General features: G+C 40.3%; 20 protein-coding genes and 1 pseudogene. 17 read left to right on the forward strand and 4 right to left on the reverse strand.

Annotation, left to right across the window (positions count from 1 at the left end; all coding sequences use genetic code 11):
• Positions 1-23: 23 nt before the first annotated feature.
• Both DQQ01_RS01575 and DQQ01_RS01580 read right to left on the reverse strand, forming a co-directional pair.
• The gene (locus tag DQQ01_RS01575; protein WP_111917890.1) at positions 24-1,205 is read right to left on the reverse strand and encodes an ROK family protein; all 1,182 of its coding nucleotides are present in this window, start codon (positions 1,203-1,205) and stop codon (positions 24-26) included.
• A 30-nt stretch (positions 1,206-1,235) separates the two neighbouring features.
• Positions 1,236-3,149: a DUF4838 domain-containing protein gene (locus tag DQQ01_RS01580; protein ID WP_111917891.1), complete on the reverse strand. Its 1,914-nt coding sequence runs from the start codon at positions 3,147-3,149 to the stop codon at positions 1,236-1,238.
• A 238-nt stretch (positions 3,150-3,387) separates the two neighbouring features.
• Between DQQ01_RS01580 and DQQ01_RS01585 the strand changes: the two genes are divergently transcribed.
• From DQQ01_RS01585 to tuf, 7 genes are all read left to right on the forward strand, one after another.
• Entirely contained in the window at positions 3,388-4,335 is a 948-nt protein-coding gene (locus DQQ01_RS01585) for a carbohydrate ABC transporter permease (protein WP_111917892.1), read from the forward strand.
• Between the two features lie 18 nt (positions 4,336-4,353).
• Positions 4,354-5,196, forward strand: coding sequence for a carbohydrate ABC transporter permease (locus DQQ01_RS01590; protein ID WP_111917893.1), 843 nt, complete (start codon positions 4,354-4,356; stop codon positions 5,194-5,196).
• Between the two features lie 45 nt (positions 5,197-5,241).
• Entirely contained in the window at positions 5,242-6,741 is a 1,500-nt protein-coding gene (locus DQQ01_RS01595; RefSeq protein ID WP_111917894.1) for an ABC transporter substrate-binding protein, read from the forward strand.
• A gap of 334 nt (positions 6,742-7,075) precedes the next feature.
• Complete coding sequence (gene rpsL / locus DQQ01_RS01605) at positions 7,076-7,489, forward strand: 30S ribosomal protein S12 (RefSeq protein ID WP_111917896.1); 414 nt, start codon at positions 7,076-7,078, stop codon at positions 7,487-7,489.
• Between the two features lie 219 nt (positions 7,490-7,708).
• On the forward strand, positions 7,709-8,179 hold the full coding sequence (gene rpsG, locus DQQ01_RS01610; protein WP_207657634.1) for a 30S ribosomal protein S7: 471 nt from the start codon (positions 7,709-7,711) through the stop codon (positions 8,177-8,179).
• A 15-nt stretch (positions 8,180-8,194) separates the two neighbouring features.
• Positions 8,195-10,315: an elongation factor G gene (fusA, locus tag DQQ01_RS01615; protein WP_111917898.1), complete on the forward strand. Its 2,121-nt coding sequence runs from the start codon at positions 8,195-8,197 to the stop codon at positions 10,313-10,315.
• A 152-nt stretch (positions 10,316-10,467) separates the two neighbouring features.
• Positions 10,468-11,661, forward strand: a complete 1,194-nt coding sequence (tuf, locus tag DQQ01_RS01620; protein ID WP_111917899.1) for an elongation factor Tu — start codon at positions 10,468-10,470, stop codon at positions 11,659-11,661.
• 197 nt (positions 11,662-11,858) lie between these two features.
• Here tuf and DQQ01_RS01625 read toward each other — a convergent pair whose 3' ends face one another.
• Together DQQ01_RS01625 and DQQ01_RS01630 are read right to left on the reverse strand one after the other, a co-directional pair.
• Entirely contained in the window at positions 11,859-12,674 is an 816-nt protein-coding gene (locus tag DQQ01_RS01625) for a DUF2971 domain-containing protein (RefSeq protein WP_111917900.1), read from the reverse strand.
• A 17-nt stretch (positions 12,675-12,691) separates the two neighbouring features.
• A complete protein-coding gene (locus DQQ01_RS01630; protein WP_111917901.1) occupies positions 12,692-13,225 on the reverse strand; it encodes a helix-turn-helix domain-containing protein in 534 nt (177 codons plus the stop codon).
• Between the two features lie 203 nt (positions 13,226-13,428).
• Here DQQ01_RS01630 and DQQ01_RS01635 point away from each other — a divergent pair, with 203 nt between their 5' ends.
• The 10 genes and pseudogenes from DQQ01_RS01635 to DQQ01_RS01675 all read left to right on the forward strand — a co-directional run bounded on the left by DQQ01_RS01635 (position 13,429) and on the right by DQQ01_RS01675 (position 21,500).
• Positions 13,429-13,620 carry a helix-turn-helix domain-containing protein gene (locus tag DQQ01_RS01635; RefSeq protein ID WP_009243123.1) on the forward strand — a complete coding sequence of 64 codons (192 nt, stop codon included), beginning with the start codon at positions 13,429-13,431 and terminating at the stop codon, positions 13,618-13,620.
• 13 nt (positions 13,621-13,633) lie between these two features.
• Complete coding sequence (locus DQQ01_RS01640; RefSeq protein ID WP_111917902.1) at positions 13,634-14,686, forward strand: site-specific integrase; 1,053 nt, start codon at positions 13,634-13,636, stop codon at positions 14,684-14,686.
• 19 nt (positions 14,687-14,705) lie between these two features.
• The gene (locus tag DQQ01_RS16000) at positions 14,706-14,876 is read left to right on the forward strand and encodes a hypothetical protein (RefSeq protein ID WP_009243121.1); all 171 of its coding nucleotides are present in this window, start codon (positions 14,706-14,708) and stop codon (positions 14,874-14,876) included.
• 187 nt (positions 14,877-15,063) lie between these two features.
• Positions 15,064-15,738 carry a CHC2 zinc finger domain-containing protein gene (locus tag DQQ01_RS01645; RefSeq protein WP_111917903.1) on the forward strand — a complete coding sequence of 225 codons (675 nt, stop codon included), beginning with the start codon at positions 15,064-15,066 and terminating at the stop codon, positions 15,736-15,738.
• On the forward strand, positions 15,683-17,020 hold the full coding sequence (locus DQQ01_RS01650) for a virulence-associated E family protein (RefSeq protein WP_111917904.1): 1,338 nt from the start codon (positions 15,683-15,685) through the stop codon (positions 17,018-17,020). Before DQQ01_RS01645 ends, DQQ01_RS01650 begins: the two co-directional genes overlap by 56 nt.
• Before the next feature lie 117 nt (positions 17,021-17,137).
• A pseudogene (locus DQQ01_RS17985) lies at positions 17,138-17,339 on the forward strand (DUF5348 domain-containing protein).
• Between the two features lie 191 nt (positions 17,340-17,530).
• On the forward strand, positions 17,531-18,946 hold the full coding sequence (locus DQQ01_RS01660; RefSeq protein WP_278278164.1) for a plasmid recombination protein: 1,416 nt from the start codon (positions 17,531-17,533) through the stop codon (positions 18,944-18,946).
• Positions 18,947-18,950: 4 nt separating this feature from the next.
• The gene (locus DQQ01_RS01665) at positions 18,951-19,328 is read left to right on the forward strand and encodes a TnpV protein (protein ID WP_111917906.1); all 378 of its coding nucleotides are present in this window, start codon (positions 18,951-18,953) and stop codon (positions 19,326-19,328) included.
• Positions 19,329-19,570: 242 nt separating this feature from the next.
• The gene (locus tag DQQ01_RS01670) at positions 19,571-20,656 is read left to right on the forward strand and encodes a transposase (RefSeq protein WP_111917880.1); all 1,086 of its coding nucleotides are present in this window, start codon (positions 19,571-19,573) and stop codon (positions 20,654-20,656) included.
• A gap of 163 nt (positions 20,657-20,819) precedes the next feature.
• Positions 20,820-21,500, forward strand: a complete 681-nt coding sequence (locus tag DQQ01_RS01675; protein ID WP_330407714.1) for a TRM11 family SAM-dependent methyltransferase — start codon at positions 20,820-20,822, stop codon at positions 21,498-21,500.
• Positions 21,501-21,551 lie beyond the last annotated feature (51 nt).

The raw sequence follows: 21,551 nt of genomic DNA on the forward strand, positions 1-21,551 counted from the left end.
ATGAAAAGTTTTCCGTGCCTTTTTTATATGGTATCAATGTAAAAGTTCTTAATAGCATAAGCAGCGGCACCTTTCGGTCCTTCAAAAGGGTTGTAAGGTACAATCTGTACGGTCTGGTCTGTGGGGTCGTCCACAAAGAGAAGCTGCTGTTTGATATAGTCCATAAGCTCTTCACTGATTTCTTTATTGGAAAACAGAGAGCAGTGCAGGTAAATCCTGTCGGGATTCATAATGATTGCCAGATTGGAAATGGTAATTCCCAGATATTTCAGTGCAGTGGAAATATAATTTCCTATCTGTGGATCGCCCAGAGAAAAGGCTTTTGAAATATCCTCTATGGTCAGATCCTCGGAAGAAGGTTTGAGAGAGGTCAGAACCGTATTGGCGTTGCTTTCGTAGAGGAGCCGGCAGTATTTTAAGAGCCAGGTTTCACTGCAATAGGTCTGCAGGCAGCCCCGTTTGCCGCATTCGCACTTTTTGCCTTCCGGATTTACAATGGTATGTCCGATTTCTCCGGCGTAATAATTCGTTCCCTGAAAGAGGTGGCTATCCTTCATCATGGCGCAGAACATACCCAAGCCAATGTGGAAAAAAGCAAAGGTTTCCGGGGAGGTTTTGTCAAACAAATACCTGCCGAATGCCATGCAGCGCACATTGTTTTCACAGATAATCGGGAAAGGGAGGCGATTTTTCAGTTCCTTTCCGCTGAAGCCGGGATAGGTGGAAGAGTTTATAGTCACCTTATCCTGCTGGGGGTCAATATGTCCGGGAACGGCAATGCCGATACCAATGAGTGATTTGGATATTTCAGGAAGTCTGTCTAAGATTTCCGTAATTTTATGTATAAGAAATTCTGTAATGTTCTCCTTTACCTCTGTTTCTAAAAGAGCAGAAGTCTGAAAAACAGAAATACCTCGAAGGCTACAGATGAGAAATCGCACATGACGCATGGTAAACTCCACTCCCATGGCATAAACCCGGTCAGGCACAATGTCCAACAGAATTTTTTTTCGTCCGGGAGAGGAATCTCCCTGTGTTTCGTCTGAGCCGATTTCCCGTATAATACCCTCCTGAATAAAATTTCCGGTGATAGAAGTTACTGTGGCAGGGGTAATCTGCGTTTTTTTTGCAATGGTTGAACGGGCAACCGGAGCATGGCGAAAAATATATTCCAGAATGGTACTTCTGTTTTCCTGAGTGGTCATAGTCTGCGAAACCTCCTGTATCTGTACATACTAAAATTCTTCGATAAGAGGAAAGCCTGTATAATTTGTGGAAACTTCCACAACCCGATAAACGTCTAATGCCTTCTGGAAAGTCTGTTCCTGTGAACAGATGTAATGTGTAAAGTCCTTCCAGGCGTCCTCTGCCTCTTTTTTCATGCCTTTTGCAAGAAAAGAGAGGGCTTTTGATAATAATATACAATATTGGCTGTGGTAGTCAAGGTGTTTCCAAAAAAGCTGCTGTACAGGTACTGCGAGAAGCTCTTTTTTCGTAAAGTATTTTCCGCGAAAACTCTGAACTTTATTAGACAGTGTTTCCATATTTGCGGCTATCTGAGGATTCAGCCGACTGTTTTTACCATTATAGTAGTCACAGTCACACAGGGAGGACAGCTCTGATAAATAGGTAAGGCAATCCTTCCAGTTTTCTCCGTAAGCAGCCTGGAAATATTCTTCTGCCAATTCTTCAAAAGAAGCGTCTGTTCCAAACAGACAGTTTCCCATTATATAATTGGGGAGTCCGTTGGGCAGGAAACAGCGAAGCTCCTGACAGCTGATGTATCCGTCCAGATGTAAATCCTTTAAGCGGTGGATATCCTCATAAATAATGTGAGCAATGTGTACATATCCCATATCTCCATAGTGGGCTCTTCCCAGAGGATAGTCGTAGTCAAAGGATTCTCCGTTAAAGACCTTTTTCCACTGTGCCAAAAAGGACAGATTTTCTCCCAGATTAACGGGAAGTGTAATCTGATTTCGCTGATATTCAGGAGGCGCCGGAAATTCATCGGGAATCTCGTAGGAGTGAAGGAAGGTTCGGCTTATGGGGGCAAACATCATTACAAAGCGGTCAGGGTTTGCAAGTTGCTCTTTTTCAGGCGCCCATAAAAGTTCCTCGTAAATTAAAAATACGATTTTAACTGTCAGACCTTTCTCAGACAGCGCTTTGTCCAGTTCGTTTAAAAGGTGTACATACAGGTCAGAAGGCAGATGCTTCTTGCAGGCATGGCATTCACAGTGGTTGTTAAAAGCGTCTGCCAGCCAGATGTGGAGATAATCTACCTCCGGGTGCATCTGTGCATAAGTGGTAACCTTTTCTACAAACGAGGAAACCACCTTTGGACTTGAATAGCACAGGTTGGTGTTAATGGGGATTCCCTTATAAAAGCCTCTTTCTCCATTTACCAGCGCTGTCATGGAAAGCTGCTCATCGCTTAATCTGGCATCAGAGGAAACCCAGCCCAGGGTATTCTGGCCTAAGACAGAGCAGGTCCAGCCATGTCCTACACGATGGTGTTTTAAATTTCTTTTCTGTAGTTCCCGGTCAATAAGAAGGGAAATTTCGGCGGCTTTTTCAAGGGTGAACTCCTCAGGGGTAAGCAGCGGGTTGTTTTTGTGGGAGTACCACAGGTTTAAAAAAGCGTAAGGGAGTTCAAATTGCAGGAAAAAGGAATTGTAGCCCAGCTTTGGAAGCCAGTCAATAAACTCCAGAATGTTTTCAGGTGCGTCAGCCCCTTCTATACAGACGCCTCTGTGACGGTAAAGTGCCTTTTGGCGGCGGGAAATGTGGATTTCTTCTATATGGGGGATAGAAGGAATCCATTCATACTCTTTTCCAGGCCTTAGAAAGCGGCAGCCCAGAAGCGTGAGATACCGATACATGCCCAGGAGTACAGAACGGGGATTACTGCCTTTGATATGCCCGTTTAAATGAGAAATTTCTATTTCATATGCATCGTCATCAGAGGAACATTCAGAATCCGGAAAGAGTCCAAGCAGGATTCTGTTACAATTTTTATCCTCTTCTGCGTCGGTATCCTTTGAAAAAGCAATGGTATTATTTATTTTTGATAAGTAATATTTTAATTCGGAACCAGCAAATAAAACTGTTTCAGAATTAGATGTACAATCTATTCGGATATACATTTTACTCCCTCCGTGATTTGATTATTAAAAGTAATAAATTGTATATTGATTATATCGAAAAGAAAATAAAAAGTATATGTGAAAATTATACATAAAACACATAGTGAAATTGACTATATTTAACAAAATGTTAAATAAATGTTGATTTATTGCTCATAACATAGTATATTATACCCATGGAAACGAAAAGAAAAAATCAAAAAAGATAATTATATAAAATAAATAAATGGAGGGCTATATGAAAACGAAAACAACTTTGGCAGAATTCAAAGCCATGAATTCTGTAAGGAAAAAACGCATTTTGCGAAAGAATGCATGGTGTTGGGTATTTATGCTTCCTACAGTGCTTCTTTACATTCTGTTTCAGGGTTATCCCATTATTACAAGTGCATGGTACTCTTTACTGGACTGGTCCGGTATGACTATGAATGCAACCTTTGTAGGTCTGGGAAACTTTAAGGAATTGTTGGCAGACCCGTTGTTTTACAACTCTGTGGCGAACAGCTTTAAGTATATGTTTTTAAGCGTTCCCATTCAGCTGGTACTTTCCCTGGTGATTGCTTACATATTAACCAGCATTATCCGCAAGGGTGCAACCGTGTTCCGTACCATGTATTTTATTCCGGTAGTTACAACAGCTTCCATTGTGGGAATTATCATGATTTTCATTTTCGGCGGAACAGGTCCTGTGAATCAGGTCTTAGCCATGCTTGGCATTGATACTATTAACTTCCTTGGCGATGAAAAAACAGCGCTGTTTACCGTAGTGCTTATCGGTATCTGGAAGGATTTAGGTACTTATATGATTTACTGGATTGCAGCTTTGCAGAGCGTATCCCAGGACGTATACGAAGCCGCAAAAATTGACGGCGCAGGTAAGTTCAGAACTTTTACAGACGTTGTTTTTCCATTGATTCTTCCAATCGGCGGCGTCATTGCAGTGCTTTGCGTTATCGGTTCTCTGAAGGTATTTGATATTGTACAGACCATGACAAATGGCGGTCCGTACTTTGCAACTGATGTAGTAGCAACCTTTGTATACAGAACAGCTTATTCCAGTACAACCGGAAGCCCGCGTCTTGGCTATGCAAGTGCGGCAGCGCTGATGTTTGGACTTATGGTAGTCATCATTGGTATTGTTCTGAATCTGGTGAAGGCTTATTTTAATAAGAAGAGAAATGTTTAGGAAAGGAGAAAATTCATTATGAAAAAAGGAAGAATTGCAGGAAAAATTGGAAGATCTGTGATTTATGTACTGCTTTCCGTAGTGGCGCTTATCTGGATATACCCTTTTATCTGGATGATTACCGCATCTTTGAAAACGCAGGACGAGTTCTTTGCCAGCGGTTTGAGTCTGATACCAAAGAGTCTGAATTTTGACAATTATGTGAGAGCATGGAATAATGCAAATTTTGGCGTGTATTTTAAGAACTCCATTATTGTAACGGTCAGCGTTGTGGTCATTGTTCTTCTGGCAACTTCTGCGGCAGGTTATGTTATGGGAAGATATACCTTTGTAGGCAAAAAACTTACCATGGGAATTTTTATGGCAAGTATTACCATTCCATTGGTATTTACAGTAATTCCTATTTACGAACTATTAAAGGAAATGGGACTGGAACAGAATCTGTTGGGTCTGATTCTGGCGGAAGCCGGAGGCGGTCATGTGATTTTCCTGATGCTGTTTTCCAGTTTTTATGGAGGAATCCCCAAGGAACTGGAAGAGGCTGCAACCATTGATGGCAGCGGCTTTCTGAAAACATATTCCAGCATCATGTTCCCTCTTGCAAAACCCATTATGGCAACGGTTGTGATTATGCAGTTCATCTGGACATGGAACTCTTTCCTTCTGCCATTGATTGTAACCTTAAGCAGACCGGAACTTCGTACCCTTGCCGTTGGTCTTTACGCACTCCGAGGCGAAAACGTAGTAGACTGGACAGGTATTGCGGCAGGCGCATGTATTGCGGTGCTGCCAATTATCCTGATATTCATCTGTCTGCAGAGGTACTTTGTAGACGGTGTTGCAGGTGCAGTTAAGAGCTGAGAAACAAAAAAATATTATATATTTAATTCAAGGAGGTATTTTAACATGAAAAGGAGAATAGCAGCATTAGCTATGGCTGGTCTGATGGTTTTATCAGCAGCAGGTTGCGGTCCTCAGGTGGGTGGAAGCTCTGAGGAAGCAAAACAGGAAACATCTTCTGAAAAGAAGGAAGATTCCAAAGAGTCCAAAGGGGACGGAGAGGTTGTACTTCAGGTTGTAGATATGAGTGACTCTACAAAAGCAAGAAGAGAAGAGTACAACAAAAAATTTGAAGAAGAGAATAACTGTAAAGTAGAGTATACGGTTTTGGCAGGCGACCAGTATCAGACAACTATTAACTCTTCTATTAAAGCAAATACAGCGCCGGACTTATTTGCACTTCCAAGTGGTGTGAAACTTTCTACAGCAGTAGAAGAGGGCTGGTACATGCCAATGAATGACTATGTAGAAGACGGATTTTTTGATACCTTTGCAGAAGGTGCATTAAATGAAGGTATTACCACTATGGACGGAGAAGTTTATGTACTTCCGGAATCTGCAAACATTGTAAATACCCTGGTGTTCTACAACAAGACTGTGCTGGAAGACGCAGGTGTGGATACAAACAATCTTCCAAAAACCTGGAGCGAATTCAGAGAAGTCTGCAAACAGGTTACAGAAGCCGGAAAAGGCAAATATTATGGTATGATTGAAGGCGGAAAACAGGTAAACAGACTGGAAATCGCAATCCGTGCATTATCCTGTCTGGCAGGCAGCAAATCCAATGATATCGGCGTTATCAGCATGGTAGACGGAAAGAACGTATTAGATTCCGACGCTATGATTCAGGCATTTGATTTCTACAGCGGACTGGCTCAGGACGGCAGCTTCCACCCGGATTCTGCAAACCTGGCAGCGCCGGAAGCAAGAGCATTGTTTGCACAGAATCAGGCAGCATTCCTGATTCAGGGTTCCTGGTGTATTTCCACATGGGAAAAAGAAAACCCGGATTTAGAGTTTGGCGTTATGGAAATGCCGGTACCGGACGACGGTGCTAAGGGCGGACTTCCTTACATCGGCGCACAGCCATGGATGGGTATCTCCAAAACATCTGAAAATCCTGAACTGGCAGCAAAATATCTCCAGGGACTTTACTCTGAAGAATATCAGGCAGGCGTTGTAGAAGACGGTGGTTTTGTATCTGCAATTGAAGGCGTAAATGAAAAATACATGAAAGACGGTGTTATGAAAGATTACTACACACTGGCTCTGGAACAGGGTAAACTTTGCCCGGATCCAATCGTAGGAAACGCAGATGCAGCAGTTGTATACGCAAACATTACAGAAGTATCTCCAAACCTGGGACAGATTGTGCAGGGTGTTCTTACAGGAAAGACTGATTATAAAGAATCTCTGAAAACACTGGCTGAAAACACCCAGAAAGAATGGGAAAGTGGCATTGCAAAGGCACAGGAAGCCGGAGCAGAGGTTTCAGCAGCAGATTTTGAATTTAAAAACTGGAATCCGTTAGAAGATTACACAGCAGAGGATTATCAGAACAGATAATAGGCAATAAAGAAAAGACTGAAAAGTAAAGGGGCTGTCCGGTGAAAGGCAGAGGAAATTCGTGAGAGTTTTCTGTATGCAGTTCACGGGGCGGCTTTTTTTCTGTTTTGATTTTATAAAGAGGAAAAACAGCTTTTAGGGACAGGGATTTACAGGAGAAAAAATAAAAAAAGCCCTTGACACAGGCTTTTTTCGTGGCTATAATGAGAGAGCGTGCATAAAAGACGTAAGTTTTTTGTGTGCAAAAAAGTTTATTCAGAATTGAATAACTGGCAGCCACTAGTTCCTTCTTAGTAGAAAGAAGGACGTGCAAATTTTACAGGAGGTGAAAGGAATGCCAACATTTAACCAGTTAGTAAGAAAAGGACGTCAGACTACAGCTAAAAAGTCTACAGCACCTGCACTTCAGAAGAGCTACAACTCTTTACAGAAAAAGACATCTGATATGTCTTCTCCACAGAAGAGAGGTGTTTGTACAGCTGTTAAAACTGCTACACCTAAAAAACCTAACTCTGCTCTTAGAAAAATCGCCAGAGTTCGTCTTTCCAACGGAATCGAAGTAACAAGCTACATTCCTGGAGAAGGTCATAACTTACAGGAGCACAGCGTTGTTCTTATCAGAGGCGGTAGAGTAAAAGACTTACCAGGTACCAGATACCACATCGTTCGTGGTACATTAGATACAGCAGGTGTTGCTAACAGACGCCAGGCTCGTTCTAAATACGGTGCTAAGAGACCTAAAAAATAATAAGTAACTTTTAAAAATCCAGAAATAGTAAAAGCAAATCAGAGGCTTTTATTATGATGAATTCATAGAAGTCACAAAGAACTATTAAAATTGTACCGGGATTCCATAAGCCCAGGAGTGGCTGCGGGTTTATATAGAGAAGTTACCGAGTGCGAACATACAGAATAGTTTGTGTGAGTACCTATGATTTAATCGGAAATGATTAAGGAGGGAAGTAACGTGCCACGTAAAGGACATACTCAGAAAAGAGACGTTCTGGCTGACCCAATGTACAATAGCAAGGTAGTTACTAAACTTATTAACAGCATTATGCTGGACGGTAAGAAAGGTGTAGCTCAGAAAATTGTTTACGGTGCATTCGCCAGAGTGGAAGAAAAAGCTGGAAAACCAGCAATCGAAGTATTTGAAGAAGCAATGAACAACATCATGCCTGTATTAGAGGTTAAAGCAAGACGTATCGGTGGAGCTACCTACCAGGTACCTATCGAAGTAAGAGCAGACAGACGTCAGGCATTAGCTCTTCGCTGGATTACATTGTACTCCCGTAAAAGAGGAGAAAAAACAATGGAAGAAAGACTGGCTAATGAATTATTAGATGCAATGAACAACACAGGTGCATCTGTTAAGAAGAAAGAAGACATGCATAAGATGGCTGAGGCAAATAAAGCATTTGCTCACTATCGTTTCTAAGAGGAGGAAATCCAATTGGCTGGAAGAGAATATCCATTAGAGAGAACCAGAAACATCGGTATTATGGCGCATATTGATGCTGGTAAAACTACCACAACAGAGCGTATTCTGTACTATACCGGTGTAAACTATAAAATCGGTGATACTCATGAAGGTACTGCTACCATGGACTGGATGGAGCAGGAACAGGAAAGAGGTATCACAATTACTTCAGCCGCTACTACATGCCACTGGACTCTGCAGGAAAACTGCAAACCGAAACCAGGTGCATTAGAGCATCGTATCAACATCATTGATACACCGGGACACGTTGACTTTACAGTAGAAGTTGAGCGTTCTCTGCGTGTACTTGATGGTGCGGTAGGTGTATTCTGTGCTAAGGGCGGTGTTGAACCACAGTCTGAAAACGTATGGCGTCAGGCTGACACTTACAATGTACCTCGTATGGCTTTCATCAACAAGATGGACATCCTTGGTGCAGACTTCTACAACGCAGTAGAACAGATTAAAACAAGATTAGGTAAAAATGCTATCTGCATTCAGTTACCAATCGGTAAAGAAGATGAATTCAAAGGAATCATCGACTTATTTGAAATGAAAGCCTACATCTACAATGATGAAAAAGGTGATGATATTTCTATCGTAGATATTCCGGAAGACATGAAAGAAGACGCAGAACTGTACCGTACAGAACTGGTAGAGAAAATCTGCGAATTAGACGATGACTTAATGATGGAATATCTGGAAGGCGAAGAACCTTCTACAGAAGCATTAAAAGCTGCACTGAGAAAAGGTACATGCGAATGTGCTGCTGTTCCTGTTTGCTGTGGTACAGCTTACAGAAACAAAGGTGTTCAGAAGCTTCTCGATGCTATCATTGAGTACATGCCATCACCGGTAGACGTACCTGCTATTCAGGGTACAGACTTAGATGGAAACCCAATGGAAAAACATTCCTCAGATGATGAACCATTTGCAGCTCTTGCATTCAAAATCATGGTTGACCCATTTGTTGGTAAGCTTGCATTCTTCCGTGTATATTCAGGAACAATCAACTCCGGTTCTTATGTTCTGAACTCTACAAAAGGAAAGAAAGAACGTGTTGGACGTATCCTTCAGATGCACGCTAACAAACGTCAGGAATTAGATAAAGTATATGCCGGTGATATCGCAGCAGCTGTTGGTTTGAAATTTACAACAACAGGTGATACAATCTGTGACGAACAGCATCCGGTAATTCTGGAGTCTATGGAATTCCCAGAACCAGTTATCGAGCTTGCTATCGAGCCTAAGACAAAAGCTGGTCAGGGTAAATTAGGTGAGTCTTTAGCAAAACTTGCTGAAGAAGACCCAACATTCCGTGCTCATACAAATAAAGAAACAGGACAGACAATCATCGCTGGTATGGGTGAGCTTCACCTGGAAATCATCGTAGACCGTCTGCTTCGTGAATTCAAAGTAGAAGCAAACGTAGGTGCTCCTCAAGTTGCTTACAAAGAAACATTTACAAAAGCTGTAGATGTTGACAGCAAATATGCAAAACAGTCCGGTGGTCGTGGACAGTACGGTCACTGTAAAGTTAAATTCGAGCCTATGGATGCCAACGGTGAAGAACTGTTCAAGTTCGAATCCACAGTTGTTGGTGGTGCTATTCCGAAGGAATACATCCCTGCAGTTGGCGAAGGTATCGAAGAAGCTATGAAAGCTGGTATTCTGGGTGGATTCCCGGTAGTAGGCGTTCATGCTAACGTATATGATGGTTCTTACCATGAAGTCGACTCTTCTGAAATGGCATTCCACATTGCAGGTTCTCTTGCATTTAAAGATGCTATGGCAAAAGCGTCACCAGTACTTCTTGAGCCAATCATGAGAGTTGAAGTTACAACTCCGGAAGATTACATGGGTGATATTATCGGTGATATCAACTCCCGTCGTGGACGTATCGAAGGTATGGACGATATCGGCGGTGGTAAGATGATTCGCGGATTCGTTCCCCTGGCTGAAATGTTCGGATACGCAACAGACTTACGTTCCAGAACACAGGGCCGTGGTAACTATTCCATGTTCTTTGAAAAATATGAACCAGTTCCAAAATCTGTACAGGAAAAGGTTCTGTCAGGAAAAGCTGACAAATAAGAAATAGTTAAAATAAACTTGCAAATATCCTTGATTTGCAATATAATCAAGGATAGCAGGTTGACTATATCAACCGCCTCGTTATGAGGCAACAAAATCAAAAAAACTATTTGCCCAAACGGGGCGCATGTTAAACAAGGAGGACATTCAAAATGGCTAAAGCTAAATTTGAAAGAAGCAAACCGCATTGTAACATTGGTACCATTGGACACGTTGACCATGGTAAAACAACTTTAACAGCTGCTATCACAAAAACTCTTGCAGCAAGAGTTGCTGGTAACACAGCTACAGATTTCGAAAACATCGATAAAGCTCCGGAAGAAAGAGAACGTGGTATCACAATTTCTACAGCTCACGTTGAATATGAAACAGAAAAACGTCACTACGCTCACGTTGACTGCCCAGGACATGCTGACTACGTTAAGAACATGATTACTGGTGCTGCTCAGATGGACGGTGCTATCTTAGTAGTAGCTGCTACAGACGGTGTTATGGCTCAGACAAAAGAGCATATCCTTCTTTCCCGTCAGGTAGGTGTTCCTTACATCGTTGTATTCATGAACAAATGTGATATGGTTGACGATGAAGAATTACTTGAATTAGTAGATATGGAAATCCGTGAACTCTTAAATGAGTACGAATTCCCAGGTGATGACACTCCAATTATCCAGGGTTCTGCTTTAAAAGCTCTTGAAGATCCAAACGGAGAATGGGGCGATAAGATTATGGAATTAATGGACGCTGTTGACAGCTGGATTCCAGACCCACAGCGTGATACAGATAAAGACTTTATCATGCCTGTAGAGGACGTATTCTCTATTACAGGTCGTGGTACAGTTGCTACTGGTAGAGTAGAAGCTGGTGTTCTTCATGTATCTGAAGAAGTTGAAATCGTTGGTCTGAAAGAAGAAACACGTAAAGTAGTTGTAACAGGTATCGAAATGTTCCGTAAACTGTTAGACGAAGCTCAGGCTGGTGATAACATCGGTGCTCTTCTTCGTGGTGTTCAGAGAAACGAAATCGAAAGAGGACAGGTTCTTGCTAAACCAGGAACAATCACATGCCATACAAAATTCACAGCTCAGGTTTACGTTCTGACAAAAGACGAAGGTGGTCGTCATACACCATTCTTCAACAACTACCGTCCACAGTTCTACTTCAGAACAACAGACGTAACAGGTGTTTGTATGTTACCAGAAGGTACAGAAATGTGCATGCCTGGTGATAACGTAGAAATGACAATCGAACTGATTCACCCAATCGCTATGGCTCAGGGTCTTACATTCGCTATCCGTGAAGGTGGACGTACTGTAGGATCAGGCCGTGTTGCTACAGTTATCGAGTAATTAAATCTTAATATAGATTAGAGCAGTAATGCTCATTGTGTCCAAGCGTAAGATTACCCCGGAGCCGAAAGGCTTCCGGGGTTTTTCTGTTGCGTGGAAATATAAAAAAGAGTGGAAAAGAATAACGAACAGTATAGAAAAACGGTTGCCGGGAGAGTATCCTGACAACCGTTTGTGATAACAGAATGATAACAAAATCATACTAATCCAATTAAACTGCTGTTATAAATTTGAGCAGTAGGATTATATTTTTCGATAAGGCTGTTTACTATAAGACGATAACCGGGACTGATTTTAGGACTTAATGTTATTTCCATATGTGAAAAGGCATCATCATCCAATTTTAAATCATAATAAGAAAAAGGTTGTTTTACTATACCATTTACCATTAATGAAGCCATGATGTTGAGTTGTTCCATAGAATTATCCGGTCCTATAGGAAAGCACATTAATTTGTAACGCCACTCTTTTTGAAAACTCCAGTATTTGTTTTTATATAATCCTAATTGATCTGGCATCATTAATATTTGGTTATCGTGCTTAAGTATAAGATTAGGATATAATTTAGCTTGATCATTTGTGTATTTGACCTGATGAAGAAATGACGGAGTCATGGCATGTAAGCATGAAAATTGTTGTTCTAGCATACGCCGCAAAGGGATGTATGATTGTTGAAAAGCTTCAGTAGAAGAATCAATTATTGATAAAAGCTTTATTTTCGAGATATCATTAGGGCTATTTTTATAAAGTTTAAAAGGATTTGCTCTTAATTTAATACGAATTCCAGACTCTAAAGATGAATACATGTTCCACATAGGAATGCTTTCTGTTTCGTCATCAGTCCAAGAACTTACATAACAAAATTGACCAAAATTAGGAGTATCGCCAGTTTCCTTCTCTTGAAGATCGTCCAGCTGATTTAAAGACGTTAGTCTAAATGTACGATTTGCTAAAATCAGTGAGAGAGTTTCAATATTTGTATAATGGAATAGATAATCAGGTGTGTTCTGCAAAATGATTTAATACCTCCTTAAGTCAGATCATAGGTCTTGATGTCATTACCTTCAGTGCCCTTCTTAACGATGGTATGACAACCTATCGTAGTTCCCATGGCACGTAGTTTCCATTCTTCCTGGGTAGCGTTCAGTTTATCCAGTTCTTCCTGTCTTTTATCTTCAGTTTCGATAGCTAATATTTCAGCTTTTTCCTTTTCATAGATATTTTTAAATTGACACCATTTCCTGAAAAAGTCCTGCATTGTAGGATTATCGAATGTCAGCGCAACCTTCTGATCAGGTGTTTCAGCAAGTGAGAGGTTCACTGAATCATCAATAGAAAACAACAGAGAGAGTACATCTCCGACTGTTTCAATATTAAAATCCAGAAAAACACTTACATTTAATCCCAGTGCAGTTGCTATCTTTTCTAACTGATCCGGTTTTGGATTCCGGATTCCCAGTTCATATTTTCTGATCGTTCCTACGTTAATGCCGGACAGCTCGGCTAACTGTATTTGACTGTATCCTCTAAATTCCCGGAATGCCCGGATTTTTTTACCAACCATAATGCTGCCTCCTTAATGATATTTGTGATTTTATTTTAGCACAAAAGTGAATGATGCAAAAGAGGTTGATTTTCGAGGATTTCAAAAATACAGGATGGAATGGAAAAAATAAATTCGCAAATGTTTATTGACAAATTCACAAAAGTGAATTATTATAAGAGAACAACGAAAGAGTCACAAAAGTGACTGGAAAGGAGGACGCTATGAGAACTAATTATATGATGACTGTTGATGATGTCATGGAAGAATTAGGCGTGAAACGTAGTAAAGCATATTCCATTCTGAAGCAGCTTAATGATGAACTGGCAAAGGAAGGATATGTGGCAGTTCGTGGAAAGATTCCACGTCCCTACTGGGAAACAAAATTTTATGGGTGCTCTCAGAGAGCAGTGTGAAGGAGGTTTTAAGATGTCAGCTTACAAGGACAAAACACAGGGAACCTGGTATGTGAGCTTCCGCTATATTGACTGGACAGGTAAGAAAACGCAGAAGCTGAAAAGAGGGTTCAAGACAAAGAAAGAAGCATTGAATTATGAAAAGGAATTCATAAGAAAGACTGCAGCGGATATGAAAATGGAGATGAACAGTTTTATTCAAGTCTATTTTGAAGATAAAAAGAATGAACTGAAAGAAAATTCAATCCGTAATAAGCAGCACATGATGAACAAGCACATTGTTCCATATTTTGGAACAAGAAAAATGAATGAAATTACACCGGCAGAGATTATCCAGTGGCAGAATGCCATTCAGGAAAAAGGATACAGCAAGACTTATGAGCGTATGATCCAGAATCAGTTAAATGCACTGTTTAATCATGCACAGAAAATTTACAATCTGAAGGAAAATCCATGTAAGAAAGTAAAAAAGATAGGGAAATCGGATGCAAATAAGCTGGAGTTCTGGACGAAAGCAGAATATGACAGATTTATCGCCGGGATTGAGCCGGGGAGTGAAGATTATCTGATATTTGAAATTCTGTTCTGGACAGGAATTAGGGAAGGAGAGCTTCTAGCATTGAGTCTTTCGGATTTTGATATGAGTGGAAATCTCCTGCATATCAATAAGACCTATAACCGGATCAAGAAAAGAGATGTGATTGATACTCCAAAAACAGAAAATTCGGTCCGTACTATTGATATTCCCAATTTTCTTAAGGAAGAGGTACAGGAGTATGCAAAGAAGCATTATGGATTTCCGGAAGATCAGCGGTTGTTCCCGATTGTGGCGAGAACACTGCAGAAACGTCTCAAAAAATATGAAGCATTGACTGGTGTAAAACCAATCAGAGTGCATGATATCCGGCACAGTCATGTGGCTTATCTTATTTATCAAGGGGTAGAGCCATTGATTATCAAGGAAAGGCTGGGGCACAAAGATATTCAGATGACATTGAACACTTATGGGCATCTATACCCGTCACAGCAGAAAAAAGTTGCTGAGATGCTGGACAATAAACGTTAATACGGAGGAAAAGAAGCAAATGAAAACAAAGAAAGTAGTCGGAAAAATATTCGATGCAATTAACTACAGTAAAAAGTTGAAGATAAGTTCCATTTTACCTGATCGAGATTCAGATTATGTGATTCTTCTTGAATTAGAGGACGGAAGCAAATTTGAAATCATTATTATTCCTACAAGGAGATTTGTGTAAGGAGCAAAAGCTATGACTACTGACAGACAAAAAGAAAAAGCCCAGATAAAATATCTGAGCAAGTTCTCTGATAATCAGATTCACTGATATACCATCTTGGCAGATTAAGTATATCACGAATTGAAAGATACAACAATTCCCGAATATCTGTTCATCGGAGACTTGCTCGGAGGGGCAGGAGGTAGAAGTGACATTATTTGAACAGGTAAAAGAATGTGTGACAGCCAGACAGGCTGCAGAGCATTATGGGATTAAAGTAAAAAGAAATGGAATGGCATGTTGTCCGTTTCATAAAGACCGGCATCCAAGTATGAAGGCAGATAAAATATATCATTGCTTTGCATGTGGAGTGGGTGGTGATGCAATAGATTTTACAGCAAGGTTATTTAGAATATCACAGTATGAAGCTGCGAAAAAGCTGATAGAAGATTTTGGACTGGATATAAAAGTCGAAGACAGAAACAAATACAAAAGGACGCACCAAAGCAGGAATACTTTGATATCAAAGAAACCTAAAGTTGTGATGATCAGAGAAAAACTGGAGCAGTGGTTGAAACATGCAACAGACGTGCTGATCAGATATCTGAAATGGATTCAGTTTTGGAAAGAGTTTTACAGACCAGAACCAGAAGAAGAGTGGCACGAATTATTTACGGAGGCATTGGAAAATGAAAGAAAGATAAATGACTATCTGGACGTGCTGATGTTTGGAACAGGAGAAGAGATTGTAGAGTTTTTCAAGATGAAGAGAAGGGAGGTTGAAAAAATTGAAGAAAGAATTAACGAATATCAGCGAGAAGTCCTTGATGGAATTAGAAGATATTGTGAACGAGGAAATGCTTACAACAGAAGATGTCAATAATATGTTGGAGCATACGGATAAAGGAAGAATAAAGCAGACAATTAGAAATTGTGTAACCGTACTTCAAAATGATCCGGTATTGAAAAAAGCGATTAAACGAAATGAACTTTCTGGAAGAATGGACATTGTAAAAGAGGTTCCCTGGGAGCGGAGGAATAATAGTCCTACGGTTACAGATACTGATGAAAATAATTTGAAGATGTATCTGGAAGAAAATTATGAACTGACAAGTGAGCGTGTGATCAAAGCAGGAGTAGATATTGTTTCCAATGAAAATAAATATCACCCAATTAGGGATTATCTGGAGAGTCTGGTCTGGGACGGAATTCCAAGAATAGAAAATATGCTTCCACATTTTCTGGGAGCAGAAAAGAGCAAATATACAATCGGAGTAATGAAAATGCACATGCTGGCAGCGATTTCAAGAATTTATGAACCGGGAATAAAATATGATATTATGTTGTGTTTGGTTGGGAGTCAGGGAGCCGGAAAGTCCACATTTTTCAAATATCTGGCGATAAAAGAAGAATGGTTCAGCGACAATCTGGATCATCTGGACGATGAAAATATTTACAGAAAACTGCAGAACCACTGGATTATCGAAATGGGAGAAATGAAGGCAACTGTCACAGCAAAGAATATTGAACAGATAAAATCGTTTCTGAGCAGACAGAAAGAAACTTATAAAGTGCCTTATGAAGTTCACCCGGAGGATAGACCGAGACAGTGTGTATTTTGCGGAACATCAAATGATCTGAATTTTCTTCCTCTGGACAGAACCGGAAACAGACGATTTGCTCCGGTGATGACAGATATGCCGAAAGCAGAAGTTCATATTCTGGACAATGAGGCAGAGAGCAAAGCCTATATCGAACAGGCCTGGGCAGAGGCAATGGTACTGTATCGACAGGGAAATGTGTTCTTAGGATTTACAAAGGAAATTGAGGAAGAGGCAAAGCGTCTGCAGAAAGAATTTATGCCGGAAGATACCAATGCCGGAATCATACAGGCATTTCTTGATGACTACGATGACGAGTATGTATGTACCAGAATTCTGTTCGATGAAGCGCTACATCGAACTGGAGAAATGAAACAGTGGGAAAGTAAAGAGATTGCTAATATTATGAACAATGCAATTGAAGGCTGGAAACCACATGGTACACATCGGTTCGGAAAGGAATATGGAATACAGCGTTCATGGAAAAGGATGGAAGATTCTGTGAAGAAAGATAAAGACGGCTTTATGGAAGTACCGGAACAGTTGGAGATACCGTTTGAGTAAAGATTATTGTAAACGATGTAAACGGAACTTGAAGGAAAAACTTAAAAAGTTAACTTTTAAAATCTTTTGAGCCCCGTTTACAAATTCCGTTTACAAATTGGAAAGGAGCAGAAAATGATGAAACAGGGAAGATTAGGATACAACAGTAGTAATGGAAGATATGGATTATTATCATCAGACTTATGGATTGATACAGGATTTCACTGTGGAGAAGGACTGGAAGTGCTGGTAGGTGATGAATCTGGCAAGAGAATGGTATCTGGTGGGGACACCTTATTGTGGAGATTTGGAATATGTGCAGGCAAAGATATCGAAATAAATAGCCCCCGGCAGGGCGCAAGGGGACTTTTGATGGACGGTACGGCTGTCGAAAGTGCTTTTGCGTTACTTTTGACAAAAGTAACAAAACTGCCGTATCCGGTGAAAATTTCTTAAATATCGCCATAACTGGCGTAAATAAAAATTATGTGCCATGTCTGGCACTCGAGTAGAAAAGAGGTGAGAAAATTTATGATGAAACGGACAATCAGTGGCATGATCGGAGCCGGTTCACTGGCTCATAACAGACGGGATTTTGTAGCAGAAAATGTAGATCCGGACAGAGTGCAATTGAACATTTGTTATAATAATGAGAATCTGAAAGAAGTTTATAAGGAACTGTTTGACGATGCTGCGGAGAGATACAATGTCGGGAAAAGAAAGGACCGGCAGATTGCAAATTATTATGAAAAAATCCGCCAGGGCAAACAGGAGAAGTTGTTCCATGAAGTAATCTTCCAGATAGGAAATCGTGAGGATATGGCAGTGGGAACATCAGAAGGAAATCTGGCTGTAAAGATACTGGACGAATATGTGAAAGACTTCCAGAAGCGGAATCCGACACTTCGGGTATTTAGCTGCTATCTGCATCAGGACGAAGCTACTCCGCATCTGCATATTGACTTTGTTCCTTATGTGACCAACTGGAAGGGAAAAGGAATGGATACCAGAGTTTCACTGAAACAGGCATTAAAAAGTCTTGGATTTCAAGGTGGAAATAAGCATGACACAGAACTGAACCAGTGGATAAATCATGAAAAAGAAGTGCTGGCAGAAATTGCAATGCAGCATGGAATTGAATGGGAGCAGAAAGGTACACATGAAGAGCATCTGGATGTTTACAATTTCAAAAAAAAAGAACGTAAGAAGGAAGTGCAGGAACTGGAACAGGAAAAAGAAAATCTGACAGCAGAGAATGAAGGCCTGACTTCTCAGATTGCGGACGCAAGGGCAGATATTAAGCTACTGGAAGAAGAAAAAATTCAGTTCCAGAAAGATAAAGAGATAGCGGAAAAACGTGCGGAGAAAGTAGAAACGGAATTGAAAAAACTGGAGGACAGAAGAGAATTCCTGCAACCAGTGATGGATAATGTCAGTAAGGAAATAAAAGAATATGGAATGATCAAAACATTTCTACCGGAAGCTACTACGTTAGAACGTGCGGTAACTTACCGGGATAAGAAAATCAAACCGTTATTCATTGAAATGAAAAATAAAATAGGTGCGATGGCTGCACAGGTGAAAGAACTTACCAGAGAAAGAGATAACTGGAAAAGTAAGTTTCAGAAGAAAAAGCAGGAGCATGAGAACATAAAAAAGGAACTGGCAGAAGTTAAGAAGGATTATCAGAAATTATCTGGTGAGAAAGAAATGTTGCAAGGACTTGCGGACAGATATAATCGGCTTTTACGCATGTTGGGGAAAGATATGGTAGAAAGACTGGTACAGGACGATATCCGGATTCAGGCGGAACTTGAAGCGAGAAAACAGAAGGAGCAAATGCCGAAAAAAATAGGTGACCGTATACAATGGGCAAGAGAACGAAGTGAAGAACACAATGCAAAAATTAAGAAGAATAAAGCAAAGTACAGAGGAATGGAGTTGTAAGAATATGAAGAAACAGATTTATGATGAAAAGAACGGACTGAACTACACACTGCATGGAGATTATTATCTGCCAGACCTGGAAATCAATGAGGAAGAACCTACATATGGGAAGTATGGAATAATGCGAAAACAGTTTTTGAAGGAACACAGGAGTGCCAGGTATCAATATCTGGTACTGACCGGGAAACTGACGGAGCATTTGAATCAGGTAGACAAAGAAGCAAGAGAAAAAGTTGAGATGCTGGTGGAGCAGATGGCTGAACGGTGGGGCGTTACGGAAGAACTAAAGACGCAGAATCAGATGGAATGGGTGAGAAGGATGAATAATATCAAAGCAAATGCTGAAGAAATAGCATTGAAAGAAATAATATATTATTTATAATGCAAAAGGAATCTCTGTTCAAAATATTTATTGATAACTATAAATGAGTAAATACCAAATATTGCACAAAATAAAGACACCCGCTGTTGAATGATGTATAATTGAAGTACCAACAAACAACATACTCAAACAACAAGGGGGTGCCCGTTGCAAACAGTATACATCATTCTAACAGTATTTACAATTACTTTAAAACCTTAAAACTCGGCTTATTTTTATCCGATGTGTACCTAAACCATCTGATGACTATCATTGTTTCCGTTTTCCTCCGTGGTTACAGGGGGAAAACTGTAGATTTCGCCGAAGTAAGTAACCAGCATAGAACCACAACCGCCTATTTCCTGAACCACGGCAAGTGGAATGATTCCGCTCTCCAGGATACTTTGAAAAATGCCGTCATACAGGTTATTTATCTGGAAGCGCAACGCTCAGGACAGCCTGTTTTCTGTATTGTGGATGATACGATTGCTTCGCATACCAGGCCTTCGTTACAGGCCGGGCATCCAATTGAAGCGGCGTACTTTCATCAATCCCATTTAAAGGGCTGTCAGGATTATGGGCATCAGATTGTTTCTGTCATGCTTTCCTGTAATGGGCTCATACTGAATTATGCCGACATCCTGTATGACAAATCAAAGTCAAAGATACAGATTGTCCAGGAGATTGCGGATGAACTTCCTGTGGCACCGGTGATTTCCTATTTCCTATGCGACAGCTGGTATACCTCCGTAAAGGTAATGGAGAGTTTTATCCGGAAAGGATTTTATACGATTGGAGCGCTGAAGACCAACCGGGTCATCTATCCATGCGGAATCCGCCAGAAAGTCAGTGAGTTTGCCCTTCATTTGAGAAAAACAGACCGTGCTGTCAGCCTTGTGACCGTTGGCGGCCGTGAATTCTATGTGTATCGCTACGAAGGAGAACTCAATGATATTCCAAACGCGGTGGTTATTATCAGCTATCCCCGGGAAGCTTTTGGAAATCCGAAATCGCTGAGGGTATTTATATCCACAAATGCCGGAATATCCACACAGGAAATCCTTGACACATATACAGAACGGTGGCCAATCGAATTATTTTTCCGTCAGAGCAAAAACAAACTTGCGCTGGACAAATGTCAGATCCGCTCACGGCAGGGAATCGAGCGGTATTGGCTGATCATGTCATTGGTTCATTACATGTGCTGTATGCATTCTGGGAAATACAATACCTTCGAGGAAGGATACCGGTATTTTCAAGATCAAGTCAAAACAGAGCGAATCGGTAATCTGCACCAGTTCATAAAAAATGGCGCGTCACTTGAAGCTGTTTTGAAACTGGTAGGGTAGTTTTGTGCAAATTTCAATATTTGCTCATTTATAGTTGATAATTAATATTTGGATGGAGATTTTTCATGGACAAATAAACAATGTGGAAGTATAATGAGCAAAAAAGAAGGGAGCGATTGTTATAAGAGAAACACCAGAAAGATTCAAATTAGAAGATACGACAATATGGTCTTTTCCTGAAAGAGGAAATTGGGCTACGCATTCAGGAAAATACAGAGGAAACTGGTCTCCGTATATTCCTAGAAATATCATTTTACGATACTCAAAGAAAAAAGACTGGATACTAGATCAATTCTTAGGCAGTGGCACAACGTTGATTGAAGCAAAGTTATTGGGAAGAAATGCAATTGGCGTTGATATAAATTCTGAAGCTGTCAAATTATCTAACACAAATCTAAATTTTACTTGTCAAGAAAAATCAAAAATATTCACCAAACAAGGAAATGCAAACAATTTATCATTTATAAAAGACGAAAGTATAGATCTTATCTGTACCCACCCACCATATGCTGATATTATACGATATAGTAAAGAAATTCCAGGAGATATTTCTCATTTAAAATATGAGGATTTTTTGCAGGAACTGGAACAGGTTGCAAAAGAAGCATATAGGGTACTAAAAAGGCAAGGAATATGTGCATTTATGATTGGAGATATACGGAAGAAAGGCTATGTGCTACCACTGGGAATGAATTCTATGCAAAAATTTGTTGATGCAGGACTTAAACTTAAAGAAATTATTATAAAAGAACAGTATAATTGCAAAGCTACAGAATATTGGGATAATATAGAAAAAACATTTTTAATGTTGGCACATGAATATATATTCGTGTTAGAAAAATAAAAATATTTACAAAGGAGATACGAGACGAGTGTCGAGTATATCTCCTTTGTA

This window comes from Blautia argi, from assembly GCF_003287895.1.
Classification (GTDB): domain Bacteria; phylum Bacillota; class Clostridia; order Lachnospirales; family Lachnospiraceae; genus Blautia; species Blautia argi.

What these genes read in the sequence shown, in the direction of transcription:
- rpsL (WP_111917896.1), top strand. Translation starts at nt 7,076, where the DNA reads ATGCCAACATTTAACCAGTTAGTAAGAAAAGGACGTCAGACTACAGCT.
- DQQ01_RS01660 (WP_278278164.1), top strand. Translation starts at nt 17,531, where the DNA reads ATGATGAAACGGACAATCAGTGGCATGATCGGAGCCGGTTCACTGGCT.
- DQQ01_RS01635 (WP_009243123.1), top strand. Translation starts at nt 13,429, where the DNA reads ATGAGAACTAATTATATGATGACTGTTGATGATGTCATGGAAGAATTA.
- DQQ01_RS01630 (WP_111917901.1), bottom strand. Translation starts at nt 13,225, where the DNA reads ATGGTTGGTAAAAAAATCCGGGCATTCCGGGAATTTAGAGGATACAGT.
- DQQ01_RS01585 (WP_111917892.1), top strand. Translation starts at nt 3,388, where the DNA reads ATGAAAACGAAAACAACTTTGGCAGAATTCAAAGCCATGAATTCTGTA.
- DQQ01_RS01670 (WP_111917880.1), top strand. Translation starts at nt 19,571, where the DNA reads ATGACTATCATTGTTTCCGTTTTCCTCCGTGGTTACAGGGGGAAAACT.
- DQQ01_RS01650 (WP_111917904.1), top strand. Translation starts at nt 15,683, where the DNA reads ATGGAATTAGAAGATATTGTGAACGAGGAAATGCTTACAACAGAAGAT.
- DQQ01_RS01595 (WP_111917894.1), top strand. Translation starts at nt 5,242, where the DNA reads ATGAAAAGGAGAATAGCAGCATTAGCTATGGCTGGTCTGATGGTTTTA.
- tuf (WP_111917899.1), top strand. Translation starts at nt 10,468, where the DNA reads ATGGCTAAAGCTAAATTTGAAAGAAGCAAACCGCATTGTAACATTGGT.
- DQQ01_RS01575 (WP_111917890.1), bottom strand. Translation starts at nt 1,205, where the DNA reads ATGACCACTCAGGAAAACAGAAGTACCATTCTGGAATATATTTTTCGC.
- DQQ01_RS01665 (WP_111917906.1), top strand. Translation starts at nt 18,951, where the DNA reads ATGAAGAAACAGATTTATGATGAAAAGAACGGACTGAACTACACACTG.
- DQQ01_RS01580 (WP_111917891.1), bottom strand. Translation starts at nt 3,149, where the DNA reads ATGTATATCCGAATAGATTGTACATCTAATTCTGAAACAGTTTTATTT.
- DQQ01_RS16000 (WP_009243121.1), top strand. Translation starts at nt 14,706, where the DNA reads ATGAAAACAAAGAAAGTAGTCGGAAAAATATTCGATGCAATTAACTAC.
- DQQ01_RS01590 (WP_111917893.1), top strand. Translation starts at nt 4,354, where the DNA reads ATGAAAAAAGGAAGAATTGCAGGAAAAATTGGAAGATCTGTGATTTAT.
- DQQ01_RS01640 (WP_111917902.1), top strand. Translation starts at nt 13,634, where the DNA reads ATGTCAGCTTACAAGGACAAAACACAGGGAACCTGGTATGTGAGCTTC.